The sequence below is a fragment of the Paraburkholderia rhynchosiae genome (assembly GCF_002879865.1).
Classification (GTDB): domain Bacteria; phylum Pseudomonadota; class Gammaproteobacteria; order Burkholderiales; family Burkholderiaceae; genus Paraburkholderia; species Paraburkholderia rhynchosiae.
In genome coordinates, this window is sequence record NZ_PNXY01000007.1 from 63,164 (window position 1) to 77,084 (window position 13,921).

Below are 13,921 nucleotides of genomic sequence, written 5' to 3' on the forward strand. Positions count from 1 at the left end.
CCATATAGCCGCGTTATGCCATACCAGCGGTTCACGGACGCGACATTCATGTTCATGGATCAATTGCCTTCAAGTTCGAACGATAACCTTGCGGAACAACACCGATTTGATCGCGGCGCGTACGTGATGGCCGCGTCGCAAGATAGCTCAATCGCCATGCACAAAAAAGCGCAACGCTCGACAGATGGCGCGTATAGCTGCCGAGATCCGGTTCGAACAGCATTGAAACCGCCATGTGGCCGACCACGAGTGCGGCAATCACGTCAGTCGCCACCGCCTCCTTGCCGCCAGCATGCACGGGTCTGCGCAAGAAAGCCGCTCCGGCCGCAATCGACACGAATATCATCATCACCAATTCTTTCGGCCCCGGATAAAAGAGAACAGGAACATTCAGCTTGAGCATCGCGTACGCGTAATCCACACCAAAGGCAAAAAAGGAATTCGGCTCCAGGGGGTTATAGAAGCTGGTTCGCGCGCCATATGGCGAGCCGGCAACAAGGTAATCGACGGCCATATCGCGTGGATGCAGCAGTAGCGTGTACGCGCCGTCCGGCAGTGCATACAGAAGGAATAACACTGCGAGAACCACAACCATTTTCGCGGGCAGCGAGACAGATCGAAATATCCACACACCGGCCGCAATTGCAAGAATCAAAGCAAAGTAGATCCTCACCGTGAGCGCATAGCTAATATAGAGCACCAATGCCGCAAACATCACATGCATGACGCTCGACTTGCGAGCCACCAGAATCAACACGATCGAAATCAGGACGACGAGCGTGTCCTTGCTGGCCACGAAGAGATTGAAGAACACGCATGGCGCGATTAGCACGACATTCAGCAGAAGTCCGCCCACGCGCTTCGAATATCCGATCATCAACCAGATGAAGAGCGAACCTACCGTCATCAGAAAAAGGCTTGTTCCAAGATCGCCAAGCGAAGAATAGACCTTGGCGACGGCATCGAAAGACGTGTCCTGATACGTGCTCGAGCCGCCTATCTGCGACTGTATCTTGTCAGAATCGCGAAACACGAAATCCGGCAAGAATTGGCTCGCTTTCCACGACATCGCAGCATAAAGCAGAACGGCACTACCGGCCGTGAAGCGCAGCACCCCTTTGCTTAGCCGTGGTCCTGCGCGGAGTAGTCTAAGAAGCATGCGCAGAACTCCCGTTAGCAAATGCGGCTGGCGTCACAGTGGCAGCGCGCATGACGAGAACGATCAGCAAACCGACGATGCCAATGCTCCCGGTAAGATGCGCGAACGCGGCGCCCATTGTGCCAAGCTCAGTCACCATCATCCATTCAAGTGGAACGCTGACTAACGCGACGGCAGAAATTGCCACGGCCACGCGCTTGCCGAGACGCAATGCAATAGCAGCACCCCAGTAGATATCCGCTACAGAACGCAGAACAAATGACGCGAGCAGCGTGAGAAGCGTGGCTAGTTCTTCGCTGCTGGAAGGCTCGTGAGCGATCCGGAAAATCTGTCTATGGGCAATCAGGATCGCGATCGCCGCGGTAATCGTGATACCGGCGCTGGCGCGCAATGAGCGTCGCAATGTAGTCCAGAAGTCGCACTCAGCGGCGCTGAGCGCGCGGACGAGCCGTGGTCCCGCTGTCACCGCGATGGTCGCGTAGGCGATCGTCTGAACAGAGTTGGAGATGGACCAGGCGAACACATAGCGGCCGAGCGCATCGGCTGAAATCACGCCGCTTGCAATAAATCGCTCAGCGTATTGGAGACCGGAAAGCACGGTCGTCGCGACGAAGAACGGCAGGCCATTCATCCACACCGAGCGCACGCTATCTGCAATACGCGTTGTTCGATCGTGGCGCGCCAATTTCAATTCCCGAGCCGTTTGCCAGACGCACCAGCACGCGGCGACGGCGGTAATCACGTTAGTGGCCCACCACAACGTAAAGACCATCTCAACGGAGCGGATCACACCGGCCAGCAAGCCGACAATCGCAATCCCGGCCCACGCTGCCGTCCGAATAAAAAGTAGCACGGCCCCCGCGCGCGGTCTATGCAACGAGAACAGATATGAAGTCGTCTCCAGGCCCGCATGCTCGGAGAAGGCCACCAGCATCACGCCCCACAGTATGCCGGGCCTGATTGCGTTGAACTGTCCCACGCCCGGACTGCCACGAAGCACCGCGACCACGACAGCGATCGCCGCATATACGGTGCAATAGAGCAGCAACAACCGGCGCACGTCGCGAATCGCATCCGACGGGTCAGCAAGGCTTAGCCGTCGATTGACTTCGGTACTGAAACCCAAGCCCAGCAGTTTTGACGAAACAACCGATACCGCGAGCGCGAGACCGTAATCCGCGACGGCTGTGAATCCGAGGGAACGCGCGACGACTATCGTCAGCGCGAATTTCAGCGCGAGCGCGACAAGGCGCAAGGTGAGGCGAAGGAGAAACTGCATCAGCATGCCTTGTCTAGCGGCCCAGCGCCGAGCGCAGGCCCGCGATAACCCGGTACTGGCCCGCGCGTATATGCGAAAAGCCGGACGAAGCGCTCGTCCAGAAGTTGTGGATTGCATCCGTGCCAAGCAACGTCGCAGCGACGCGCTCCGGGTCGAAGTCCGCCGCATTCGATACCCAATTGTCCACGCCAAGGTCATCATAGGCGCCGAACCCCTTACGCTCGTAGCTCAGATGGTAGGACGCGACACCATGCAACAGCGACTCTAATGCGCCATGCAGGCGTACAGACACGACCACATCGGGCGTGTCTGTGGCCAGCAGTTCCTTCAACGATTTCAGGTTGCCGTCGACACCGATGCTGCGGTAATAGGCCAGGTCGTCGTTGCCGCGACCGGTGCTCTGCACGGCAAAGGTGATCCGGCAAAGGGGACTCAGCAATTGAATCAGACGTCGCGTCGACGTCTCATAGCGCTCGCGCTGTCGCCCGGACCAGCTCGGTGCTCTACGCAGCACAAAGGCGATATGCGACACGTTGGCCCGCGCCTGACTCGCGCGCGCGATGATCTCGTCACTGCGCCGCTCGAAATCCATCACGGCAAGATCTGGCGCGCGTCGCGTGTTCGCGTTGCGCGACAAAAAGCGCACTGAGCGATCGTCGCGAACGAACACGGACGAAAACCGCTCGAGCATGCCTGACAGATGACTCGCAAGCGGCGCGGCGGGCATCGAAGGTCCAATGCTTTGCGGCAGATACACCGTGGGCTTCCCCGATAGGGAGGCCGCGCGCATTTGCAGCAGGTGGCCGGCTTCGAGCTTCACTGCTTCGATGCAATTGCGCGCGCGGAGATAGCCGCCGCCCACGCCGACAATCAAATCCGCAGACGACAGAAGTCGCCGCAACTCTCGCATCCGGCCGTTGCCGCCGACGGGCAGCACGAGGCTCGCGGCACCAGTTATACGCGCCATGCCGCTATCCGCGAGAACCGGTGCGGCATGCACACCCGTGTACTGCGGAAACGAAGCCGGATCGGCGGCGACGATCGACACGCGCGTCGTCGCTCCTAACGCTTGCCTGATAAGCCCCACGGAGAGATCGACCAGCAAGCCGTCGCCAGAATTCTTCGAACTGTATGCGTGAAGCAGGACAGCATGCGTGGATGTTTCCATCAATGGGACTCCTTCAGCAAACGCTTGTAGAGATCGGCGGTACGCTCAACCATGCCAGCAGCCGAGAAGCGTCCCGCAGCGCGCTCGCAGTTCAGACTCATGTGCTCGCGCATCATCGGGTCCTCTGCAAGCGCGGCGGTGGCTTCGGCGAAGACCGTCGTGTCATCCTCATTGGAAACGACGAATCCCATTTGCTCGGCGTCGATCAATTCAGCCGCGCCCGAAACGCGCGTCGACACCATCGGCACATTGGCGGCCATTGCTTCCAGCACAACGTACGGAAAGCCTTCATAGCGGCTCGGTAGCGCGAAGATATCGAAAGCGGAGAAGTAACGCCCTGCGTGCGGGACGAGACCGAGCACGCGCACGTTGTCCGGAATGGCATCCGCAGTTACGCCCGCCGCGGCCATGAAGTCGCCCGGCCCCATGACCACAAAGATGACATTATGCAAGCCACGATCGAGCAGGTTTTGCGCGACTCGAATCAGCCGGTCGACGCCCTTCTGAAAGTCCAGACGCCCTACAAAACCGACCACCACCGCGTTGCCCGGCAAACCTAGGGCTGCGCGTGCTTCAAGCGCAGGCAGCAGCGAAGGCGCCCGCACGCCGTTAAAGATGGTCTCAATGCGAGCGGCAGGAATGCGCAGCGCGTCGCGCAAATGGTCGGCCTCGTCGACGGAAACCGCGATGATGCGGTCGCTGCGCAAACGCCCGAGAAAGCCCTCCACAAGCCCGTAGAAACGCCGCTGGCCAGGCGGCAGATAGGGATTGAGTGTGTAGACTGCATGGGGCGTGTATACCTGTTTCCACGGTCCGAAGCAAAGCCGCGCAAGCGCGCCCGCCTTCGAACTATGGCTATGGACAATGTCCGGCTGGATGCGCCGCAGGCACTTGAACAGGCTTGCAAACGCGGTTATGTCGGACGCGCCCACTGAACGCAGCATCGGCAGTCGATGGACCGTGTCGCATTGCGCGAGCACATCGTCCGCAACGATCGCCGAATCGAACCGCGCGCCAAGCGGCACGACAAGATGAATCTCAAAGCCGCCGCGCGCGCGCAGGCCACGCACTATGTCGGCGATATGCACCGCGACGCCGCCGCCCGCCGCTTCGACCACCAATGCCACACGCACGGCCCTCTGCGTGACGCCTTGTTCACTCCGGGAAGCGGCAGGCCGTTGCCTCGCGCGCCTTGACTGTACCCGTTCGACGGCATCTGCCGCATTGGTTTGCATCACTGTCCCCGGTTCGCACGAGTAATGAGTCGACGCAAGCGCGAGGTGGACGCGGCGTTCTCATCTTCGTAGCTGTATTGAACGTAGCGATAGGCACCGTTTTTGCGGCTATAGGCCTGACGAGCCGATTTGGGATCGATGCCGTTCAGCAGCGCGCCGGTGACGCCGATACCGTTGTGCGCGAATCGCTTCACGCACTCCACAAGTTCGGCGACGCGGGTTCTGTCCGCACGAGCCACGAGCATCACCGTTGCGCAATGATCGGCAAGCACGACTGCGTCGGTCACGACAAGGACCGGCGCGGAATCGACGATCACCACGTCGTATTGCTTCGCGCAGGCTTGCAGGATCTGCGCGACGCGCTCGTGCATGAGCAACTCCGCTGCGTTGGGCGGCAGCGCGCCCGTCGCGATGAAGTCGAGATTCGACACTACGCCGCGATGAATGACCTGGTCGAGCGGCAGCATTCCCGTTACGACGTCGGTCAGGCCACGCTCGCGCGAGAGTCCGAAGTATTGGTGCAGATAGCCGCGGCGAAGGTCGCCGTCGATCACCAGCACGCGCTTTCCGCTTGTCGCAAGCAGCGCCGCGAAGTTCGCGGACACAAACGATTTGCCGACGCCCGGCGTGGGCCCGGTCATCAGCAGCACGTTGTTTCTCGCGTTGAGCATTGCGAACTGAAGCGCTGTTCGGAGGCTACGCAGGCTTTCGACAGCCGGCTCGCGCGGATACGCTTCGACGAGCAGGCGCACTTGCGGGCGCAGTTCTTCGCGTTCGCCGTAGATCTGTTGTTGAAACCGCGACTCGGGAATCGTTGCGTAGACGCTGAGGCCCGCATGGTTCTCGATCTCGTCCGCTTCGCCGATTCCCGAAAAAAGGAAGTTGTGCACGAAAGCGAATGCGACACCGAGCAGCAAGCCGAGCAACGCGCCTGCCGCGACCGTGACCGGACGGTTGGGAAAAGCAACCGTCTCGGGCACCACCGGGGTATCGACTACGCGAACGGTGCCGGTCTTCCCCGCCTTGATGAGCCTTAACTGCTGCACATTGTTAAGAAGCGCCGTATAGAGCTCAGTGTCGACCTTGACGTCGAGCATCAGACGCACCGCATCCTGCTGAAAATCGGGCAGACGCGTGATCTGCTGATCGAATGCGGCCTGCTGCTCGCGCAGCGTGACAATTTGCGCGTTTAACGCGATCACATCGGGATGCGAGGACGTGAAGCGCGTGGCAAGCTGATCGCGCTTCTGCGCGAGTTCAAGCATCCTCGTTTTCGCGTCCGCCGTTTGTTGAAGGGCAAGCTTTGCTTCCTCCGGGAGATCCACCGACCCTTGCTTGTTGCGCAGTTGTGTGAGACGCACTTCGGCGGCCTCGAGCTGCTTCTTGAGGACCGGCACCTGGGTGTCGAGAAATTCGAGCGACTGCGCAGCTTCGGCGGCTTTGCGCTCTACATTCTGCTTGACGTAATAGCGCCCCACGGCCTGCATCTGATCGCGGACCGCCGCCGGATCAGTTCCCTTCAGCGTTGCAATGAGAATGCCCGACGACTTGATCTTCTCCTGAATGTCGAGCCCGCTCTGCATGTCGGCGATCGTGTCGAGACGCGATTTCCTGGTCAGCTTGAACTTCGTGCCGGGGCCTGCGTTGAACGACTTCACGAGCAACGTCAACGGCCCGTAGCTGGTCTGGAATATCGCGACGCGGCCCACCTGCCCCGTTTGCGGAGAATCCAAGTCCCAGCCCGACAGTCGATATGCGCCGCCGCCCAGCACCGTCAACGTGAAATTATCGCCTTCCACTCGCTTGGGCACCTCGAAGTGGGTCACATCGACGCTTTCAGTGCCCCACGCCCAGCCTCCGATGCCGAGAATCCCGGGACGCGCGACCGAATCGTTGAAGCGCGACACAAAGTCGCCGATCACAGGAAAACGGCTTGGACGCACCGAGATATAGCTGTGCAATTCATCCACGACGCTCGTCACGACGAGCCGCGACGCCATGATCTGCTGCTCCGCCGAGGTCGGCGAGTTGTAGTCGAACAGCGACGATACATTGCCAAGCAGGCTCTGAGCGGCCGCCATGCCGGACCCGTCTTCCACCTGCACCGAAATATCGGCCTGATAGCGCGGCGGATATAAAAATGCAAACGCAACGGCAAGCGCGAGACACGCAAGGAACGTTTTGAGGATGGCCCACCGATACTCGATCAGCACGTCAAGCACGCCGATCAAATCGACCTCATCGTCTTTTAACGCCTCATTGTCGGGCGAGTTCAACGGTTTCATTGTGTGCAAAGCTAGTTCTCTCTTTGTGCGATCAGGGTGCCGATGGACCGGCGTCGGAGTCGGGAACGGGCGGCACGGAGGCGGCGCCCGATACGCTGGCGATGCGTGCCGACCACACGTCGACACCCACTTCGATGAGGCTCAGGCTTTCTTCGAATGCCGCGCGGTCCTTGCGGTAGGGATCGGGAATATCGCTGCCATCCATGTGACCTGACAGCGTAGAAAATTCGCCGAGCCGGTACACACGTCCGTATAAAGTCGCGAACCGTTGTTCGATAAACTGTTTTTGCAGCCGGTCCATGACCAGCACGAGGTCGGCGGTGGCGGCCATCCATGTGACGAGCTGGCGTGCCCGGTGTGGTCGGACGTCAAGCCCCCGCTCGCGCATCAGCGTCACCGCCATGGGGTCGGCACTGTGGCCGATCATTGCAGTGATGCCCGCCGACTCCACCGTCACCGTGCCAAGGCGCTGAGCGAACAAGGCCTCCGCCATAGGACTACGGCAGACATTTCCGGCGCAGACAACAAGCACACGCTTAATCATTTCCCTACCACCGCTGCGGTCAGACTTGCGTCGATAGCAGGAAGCAGCAGGTTCAACACGCGGCTCACGCGCACCAGATCGTTAGCGTCGACGTAAACAACGTCGTTGGGCTGAAGCGGAAACTTCGACGCGAGCATCATCGACACAGGCGAACGTGCGTCGAGATGGAACACTTCGGGGTGTCCGCTCTTTACGTTCCGTACCACGTATAGCTGACGCGGGTCGGACGAGGAAGGATTAAAGCTGCCGGCTTGAGACAGCGCGTCTGCCAGCGTTATGCGGCCGTTCTGCTTCGGGATCGCCGCCACCGGCTTGTTGACTTCGCCCATCACATAGACACTGCTCTCGTCGCGAGAAAGTACGCGCAGCACGTCGCCGCGTGCGAGCACGATGTCCGCCGGGCTCTGCCCGTTCGCAAGCATGCCCGTCAGGTCCAGCGTGTACGAGCGGCGTCCGCGGATCAGCAGCAAACGTCCCTGATCGGCAGATGAGGTAAAGCCGCCCGCGCGGCCAATCGCGTCGGTCAATGTCATCGGCACGTCGTTTATCTGTAGCGAGCCGGGCGTGTGCACTTCACCGTCAATCAGAACCTGCTTTGAACGGAACGATGCAATTCGCACCGTCACTTGCGGGCTCTTGAAGTACTGCGACAACGCTCTCTGCACGGTGGCCTGGATCGCCGACGTGCCGAGTCCGGCGACCTTCAGGCGGCCGGTGTAGGGGAACTGGATAAAACCCTCTTCATCGACCACCACACCTTGCGGCGCGTCGGCGGCGCGCGGCGCCGCGGTGGACAGCGCACCTTGCGCCTGTGCCAGTTCCGGGTGGTCCCACACCGTGATCTGCAATACGTCCGCGGGTCCGACTGTGTACGCAGAAGGGTAGGCAACCAACTCCCGGGCGTTCGATTCGGAGCGTGCCTTCTCGAAGCCGACCTGTGTCGCGATCACCGCCGCATTGATTTCCGTGAGCGACAGTTCGGGCGCGTTGGTCCGTTCCGCAGTGGAATCAGTGACGGCGCGACCTTTTATATCGCGCTGCATCTGCATACCGGGCGCGACATTGCACGCCGCCAACAAGACGGCGAGACTCGCGGCGGCGAACACTCCGGCGCCACGCCGTATTGCCTTGTTGCTCACGAATGGCAGTGCCGTGCTCGGTCGGCCGTAGTTCCTGAACTTCCAATACAGCATTCCAGATGACCTCTTCATTTCGGTGCGGCGGCGCATTGGTATTTCACGCGACGGCCAGCAGGCGGCCGCACTGGGCGGACCGTCTCAGGTTGATTGGGTTAGCGCTTGGGCGAGCGCAGCCGCGGAGGCGCCCACGGGTCAATAGGCTTGTGAGCCTGTGAATCCATGAAAGAGCGTGGTTACGACAATGCGCATGTCGAGCCAGAACGACCAGTTGCGCAGGTAGTACAGATCGTGTTCGACACGCGCCGCCATTTTTTCGAGCCGGTCCGTTTCTCCGCGATGCCCGTTGATCTGGGCCCAGCCGGTAATGCCAGGTTTGGCGCGGTAACGGTCGATATAGCCGTCGATCAACGGTGCATAGAGATCGTCGTGTTCAAGCGCGTGTGGACGCGGACCGACAACCGACATCTCTCCACGCAGCACATTGATGAACTGCGGCAACTCGTCGAGACTCGTTCGTCGCAGGAAACGGCCGACCGGCGTCACGCGGCTGTCGTTGCGCGTGGCCTGTTGGAGCTTGCCACCCCCATGCGCGTGCACGCGCATGGAGCGGAACTTGTAGATCGTGAATGGTCGTCCGTTCAAGCCCTTGCGGCGTTGTCTGAAGAAGATTGAACCCGGCGACGACATCTTGATAGCGACAGCGATCGCGGCAAACACGGGTAACAGCGCTGTCAGCGCACACGCTGCAAACAGGCGGTCGAAAACGTCCTTGCCAGTCAGCACGCTCGATGCAGAATGGGGCGCGGAGACGCTGAGCGCGGATAGCCCCATCAGATCAAGCGGCCCGCAGGCGCTCTGCAAACCTAGTGCGCGCACGTCCGGCAGCAAGCGGATTTTCACGAGCGTGTGCTTGAGCGTTTCGATGCAACGAATAACCACTGCATCCGACGATACCGGCAAGACGATCCACACTTCCTCGACTTCACCCGCTGAAATCAACGGCAAGAGGCCGGCCAGTTCCTGTTTGTCGCTCTGACTCGCCTCCGCGCTCGGATACCTGGCAACGCCCTTCAGCATCACTACATCGGCGACAGCGAAGCCGCCGCAATTGTTCGCATCGATCAAGTCGATGGTCTCGTGGAAATGCACACCTGTACCGATGATAGCGACGCGGCGCGGGTCCACGCCGAGCAGACGCAAGCGGCGCAATCCAGCGTACGCGACAATCCGCGCGCCCAGCAACAACGCGGCCGTTATCAACGCCCATCGATAGAGCCACGGATTGGAAATCTCAGCCGGCTTGCCAATAAAGAGCAGTACCGCAAGACCCACCAGTTGCACGGACACCCACGCAGCGAGCAACCGGACAAGCAAATGCCTGATCGGCCGCGCGCGCCATGACCGGTAGACGCCGGTCATAGGGAAGACCACCGCAGCAAAAGCCGTTATTGCCACGCAGAACAGAAAGTTCAATGGCGCATCGGAAGGCGACGCGTGCAATTCCAGTTTTCCGGCGAGCATGGCTCCGGTAACAATAATCGTCGTGTCACAGAAGCGGGCAATGGCCTGTTTCATCTTTAACGTCCCTGGAAAAAACAAGGTCAGCCCGGTCGAAATAGACCAGACTCTCGGTTATTACGTCATCCTAATTAGATAGAAGTTATGGCCGTAGCCGATTCACAGCAGTTCATCCGCTTGCGGCTCTTCTATCGGCCCAATTTTCCCGAAACGCGCCGCGAAAGTTCACGCAGCGCCGCGGTGCCTCGACAATATGGCACCATGCGCAGCGTCGACGGCTACACGCGACACTGTCTCGGGCGATAAAAGAAGTGCGTTCATCACACGCAGTCGCCATGCCTCAGGGAGCATCCCGTCAATTGATGTATTCAACTTCACTTTCATCGACGGATTCAAAACCAGCACCTCCCGCAAACTATTGACGACCCATCGGTCCAGGCGGCGCGTCAAGCCAAGGCGTTCAACGGCCGTCAGCGCGATGCCCAACGGCCTCGTCTTGTTGCCGATCCGCTCGGTCAGTGCGAGCATGTAATAGTTGGTCTCCAGCGCGTCAGCTTGTACAGGCGTGACCTCGACGACCAGCCGGCCGTCGTCCATTGCCCGGAACAGCGCGATTGCAGTGGCCATGTCGCCTTGAAACTGTTGGCGCCAGCCGGGCAGTCTTCCCGGCGGGATCGACACAGCGCCCACCGCGTCTATGTCGAAGGATTCGTCGCCATAGCCCACGACCCGCACGGAGATCGCCGGATAGACAGTCCCGCTGTCGCCATAGATCGGTGCGCCTCCGAGCACTTCGACAATTCGGTCAGGCAGACTGGCTTCCCGCATCGGCAATGCGCCGCTCAGCGACTCCGCTTGCGAACCGGCATCGAATGCGAAAAGAATGTGATCGCCGCTGCGCGCTACCATGCCGCCTTCCACCATAACAAGCTGGCGCGCGCGTTCGAGCACCGCGCGCCGCACGGTGGTTCCAAGCGACCTTTCGTACGCAGCCTCGATCTGCCGCACGTTGAAGATCGACGCAACGAGGCAAAGCGGCATGGCGCCGTGACGTGAAGCATCGGATCGCACTCCGAGACGGCTCAGCAGGGAAGTTAACTGCGCGCCTTTCAGCAAGCGATTCAGGTTACTCATGGCCTGCCTCATGCGCCGCAATCTCATGCGATTTCAACGAGCCGCTGGCCGCGAGACGCTGGCGCTCCGACGCCCGATACCCCGTAGGCGACATGGCGAGGTGCTGCCTGAACAGCTTCGCGAGCCGATCGCCGCTGCCAAGACCAGTACGGCGCGCAATCTTGTCCGTGGGCAAGTCGGTTTCCACCAGCATGTAGCACGCTTTTTCGAGCCGGATACGCAGAACGAATTCGCTCGGCGTCACGCCCAGTTCCTTCTTGAAACGCCGAAGAAAGTTGCGCTCGCTCATTGCGGCGGCACGCGCGGCCGCCGAGATCGACACGCGCGCTTCGCTACCGACACGCATTTGATGAGCGGCCGCACGAATCGATTCGCTTGCTTGCGCCCCGTCCTCGTCCTCGTGCAGCGGGGGCCGCGCGATCTTCTGCGATGCCATCGGCGACAGCGCTTGCGCGACCGCCGATGCGATCTCGCCACCATGATCGTGTTTGACGATGTTCAGCGCATTGACGAGTGCGGTGGAGCCGTCGCCATCGGCGGTTGAATCGAAAGCTGACGGCTGCACTTCCAGCGGTCCGTCGGTAGCAGTTGCCTTCTGCGTGAGCCCGGCAAGAACGATGAGCCGAGCGCCGCCGCCGAGCCCTTGCACGGTTTCGGTACGCGGATAAACGTCGCTCAACCACGAGAGCAGGTGTTCGTCATGGCCCAGTGCCGCGCCGGCGATGACGAACAACGCGTGCACGCGAATGAAATGATGGTCCTCGACAGCACGCGTCCAGATCGGCACGCCTGACGAAGAACGGACCGCCCCGCCTCCGGAGGAAACCGGGTGAATCGCATAATCCTCGCCCACGGGTGCGCTCGCGCCGGACAACCGGTTGGCGGTATTAAACACTTCGACGAGCCGGCCCATCTGGGTAAGAGAAAAACCATCGGACAGGACTAAAACGACTTGCCTTTGGCCTTGCTGTGCCTCCATGCCCCCATCCGTGACCGCATTCATTCTGGTCCTAACTTGATCGCACGCATAGTTCATATCGCTGCCCTCGCAATACGGCGAAATTCTTTTTCCTGCAGCGCATCATATTCGGTTCAATTCGCGTGCAATCCCAAGGTGTCCGATTGCGTCAACCTATTGGCGGATCAGACCAAGAGTGTCAGAGAAACTGTGTGGGGCAACGTGCAGTGCCAAGGCACTACCTGTATTAGTCCGGGGATATTCGACTGTCAGATTTGCGAGAAAATTGCTGCAGCTCCAGTGAAAAAATTGACATTCGTTATGCAGACAGAATATCCCCAAACAAATATGGAGAAGCTCGAAAGGGCTCGCCGCAAAGCGAGCGCGTTCAGGCCTCCAAGCCCGAGGAGCGGCTGCGGTGTCAAAGGCTTTCCAAGCAGACCGGCAATGTGATAGGCCGTCTCATTGAGTTCCTGTCGGCTCGACATTAATAAAGGCGAGAACACCAGCCGAAGCATACAACCTTGCCGCGATTAATCCGCCACGCGCCCGAGTTTCACGCGCGCGAACACATGCGAGGTTCCGGTGCCACACAACACCGAATCCAAAACGTACCAGAGCGAATAACGACCATTAATCCCAGCAGTCCCACGTTATCAGGCCGCCTTTCTCCAGCATTACGACGCTTTTTCTGGCGGGCGGACCGGCTTCGTTGTCCCGTTCGGCCAAGAGCCTGGGTTAATCAGCCGAGTGCGAGCAATTGGCAGATATGCGCGACTACACTCCGCTTCGGTCTTCGAGGGATCGCTATTTCAGGACTACCCCGTCCCTCGACTTTTCGGCCTGCCGTTCCCTCGGACGGCAGGTTTTTTTTCGCCTATGTGACCCATGCTTTTCACACAGCCGCATTCTCCACGATCGGCTCACGCGCCATGAACCAATAGAAGAGCGCGGCACATCCGGCAATCCCACCGCCCGAAATGAAGGTAAGCGCATACGAGCCAGTACGGTCGACAATAATCCCAGCAACGACCGGCGAAAACGCACCGCCGAAATAACCGCCGAAGTTCTGGATCGCGCTAACAGATGCAATCGTCGACGACGGCGCGATGTCCGCCGCAAGCGCCTAGGCGGAGCCCACCACAGCGGCAATGAACGCGAGCCCGACGGTGAACAACGCGAGCGTCACATTCAACGCATCAGGGAACGGCAGCGCAATCGTGCACACGGCCGTGCCCGCCGCGCAGCACGCAATCAATAGCCGCTTCGCAGCAATCGGCGACGCCATCTCGCGGTCGACCATCTTCTTCGCGAGATACCTGACTGCAATCTCACCAAGTGCGCCGCCGGCCTACGGAATGCCCGCATACACGCCAAGCTGCGCGAATGAGATATGAAAACGGTCGAGCAGATAGAGCGGCAAAAACACGAGGAAGATATTCCACAACCAGATCGTGCAGAAGTAGCCGGAATCATGCCGCACACACTACGGAGCGTGAACA

The 13,921-nt window shown here is 60.0% G+C and carries 13 protein-coding genes; all 13 read right to left on the bottom strand.

What is annotated here, in order from left to right; all coding sequences use genetic code 11:
• Positions 1–52: 52 nt before the first annotated feature.
• The gene (locus C0Z16_RS11990) at positions 53–1,114 is read right to left on the bottom strand and encodes a hypothetical protein (protein WP_175130743.1); all 1,062 of its coding nucleotides are present in this window, start codon (positions 1,112–1,114) and stop codon (positions 53–55) included.
• A 34-nt stretch (positions 1,115–1,148) separates the two neighbouring features.
• Positions 1,149–2,438, bottom strand: a complete 1,290-nt coding sequence (locus C0Z16_RS11995; RefSeq protein ID WP_102632370.1) for a polysaccharide biosynthesis protein — start codon at positions 2,436–2,438, stop codon at positions 1,149–1,151.
• 13 nt (positions 2,439–2,451) lie between these two features.
• The gene (locus C0Z16_RS12000) at positions 2,452–3,606 is read right to left on the bottom strand and encodes a polysaccharide pyruvyl transferase family protein (RefSeq protein WP_102632371.1); all 1,155 of its coding nucleotides are present in this window, start codon (positions 3,604–3,606) and stop codon (positions 2,452–2,454) included.
• Positions 3,606–4,739: a glycosyltransferase gene (locus C0Z16_RS12005; protein WP_244201219.1), complete on the bottom strand. Its 1,134-nt coding sequence runs from the start codon at positions 4,737–4,739 to the stop codon at positions 3,606–3,608. The genes C0Z16_RS12000 and C0Z16_RS12005 overlap by 1 nt, the downstream gene beginning before the upstream one ends.
• 101 nt (positions 4,740–4,840) lie before the next feature.
• The gene (locus C0Z16_RS12010; RefSeq protein ID WP_102632373.1) at positions 4,841–7,126 is read right to left on the bottom strand and encodes a polysaccharide biosynthesis tyrosine autokinase; all 2,286 of its coding nucleotides are present in this window, start codon (positions 7,124–7,126) and stop codon (positions 4,841–4,843) included.
• 31 nt (positions 7,127–7,157) lie between these two features.
• Positions 7,158–7,670, bottom strand: a complete 513-nt coding sequence (locus tag C0Z16_RS12015) for a low molecular weight protein-tyrosine-phosphatase (protein WP_102632374.1) — start codon at positions 7,668–7,670, stop codon at positions 7,158–7,160.
• Positions 7,667–8,881, bottom strand: a complete 1,215-nt coding sequence (locus tag C0Z16_RS12020) for a polysaccharide biosynthesis/export family protein (protein WP_244201220.1) — start codon at positions 8,879–8,881, stop codon at positions 7,667–7,669. The genes C0Z16_RS12015 and C0Z16_RS12020 overlap by 4 nt, the downstream gene beginning before the upstream one ends.
• Positions 8,882–9,001: 120 nt before the next feature.
• Positions 9,002–10,384, bottom strand: coding sequence for an undecaprenyl-phosphate glucose phosphotransferase (locus C0Z16_RS12025; protein WP_102632376.1), 1,383 nt, complete (start codon positions 10,382–10,384; stop codon positions 9,002–9,004).
• A gap of 168 nt (positions 10,385–10,552) precedes the next feature.
• Positions 10,553–11,461 (bottom strand): hypothetical protein, encoded by a 909-nt coding sequence (locus C0Z16_RS12030; protein ID WP_102632377.1) that lies wholly within the window; start codon positions 11,459–11,461, stop codon positions 10,553–10,555.
• Positions 11,454–12,440, bottom strand: coding sequence for a GlxA family transcriptional regulator (locus tag C0Z16_RS38365; protein ID WP_244201221.1), 987 nt, complete (start codon positions 12,438–12,440; stop codon positions 11,454–11,456). The genes C0Z16_RS12030 and C0Z16_RS38365 overlap by 8 nt, the downstream gene beginning before the upstream one ends.
• Positions 12,441–12,688: 248 nt before the next feature.
• The gene (locus C0Z16_RS37390) at positions 12,689–12,937 is read right to left on the bottom strand and encodes a hypothetical protein (protein ID WP_146014304.1); all 249 of its coding nucleotides are present in this window, start codon (positions 12,935–12,937) and stop codon (positions 12,689–12,691) included.
• Positions 12,938–13,545: 608 nt separating this feature from the next.
• Positions 13,546–13,722: a hypothetical protein gene (locus C0Z16_RS38705; protein ID WP_244201222.1), complete on the bottom strand. Its 177-nt coding sequence runs from the start codon at positions 13,720–13,722 to the stop codon at positions 13,546–13,548.
• A gap of 48 nt (positions 13,723–13,770) precedes the next feature.
• Entirely contained in the window at positions 13,771–13,902 is a 132-nt protein-coding gene (locus C0Z16_RS39330) for a hypothetical protein (RefSeq protein WP_279635062.1), read from the bottom strand.
• Between the last annotated feature and the right edge of the window lie 19 nt (positions 13,903–13,921).